Below are 254 nucleotides of genomic sequence, written 5' to 3'. Positions count from 1 at the left end.
CCATGCCCCCGATCCAATGCGTCAGGCTTCGCCAGAAGAGGATGCCCTCGGGCAGGCGTTCAATGTCGTCCAGGATGGAGGCCCCGGTAGGTGTATAGCCCGAAATCGTTTCGAAAAACGCATTGGTGACATCCGGGATCGCCCCCGAAAAGAGGTACGGCAACACGCCGGAGACGGACATCACGATCCACCCGAAGGTCACGATGATATACCCCTCCTTCCGTTTAACTTCCTTTTTATGGCCGCGCGTAAAG

At 57.1% G+C, this 254-nt stretch carries 1 protein-coding gene; it reads right to left on the bottom strand.

The features are described from left to right. The coding region (locus ACRHNM_RS17435) for a potassium transporter TrkG (RefSeq protein ID WP_431137914.1) at positions 1-254 on the bottom strand (254 nt) is incomplete at both ends.

This window comes from Psychroserpens mesophilus (assembly GCF_050617655.1).
In the GTDB taxonomy this organism is placed as follows: Bacteria; Bacteroidota; Bacteroidia; order Flavobacteriales; family Flavobacteriaceae; genus Psychroserpens; species Psychroserpens mesophilus_A.
The sequence above is the reverse complement of the archived record's forward strand: the minus strand, read 5'-3'. Positions and strand labels throughout refer to the sequence as shown.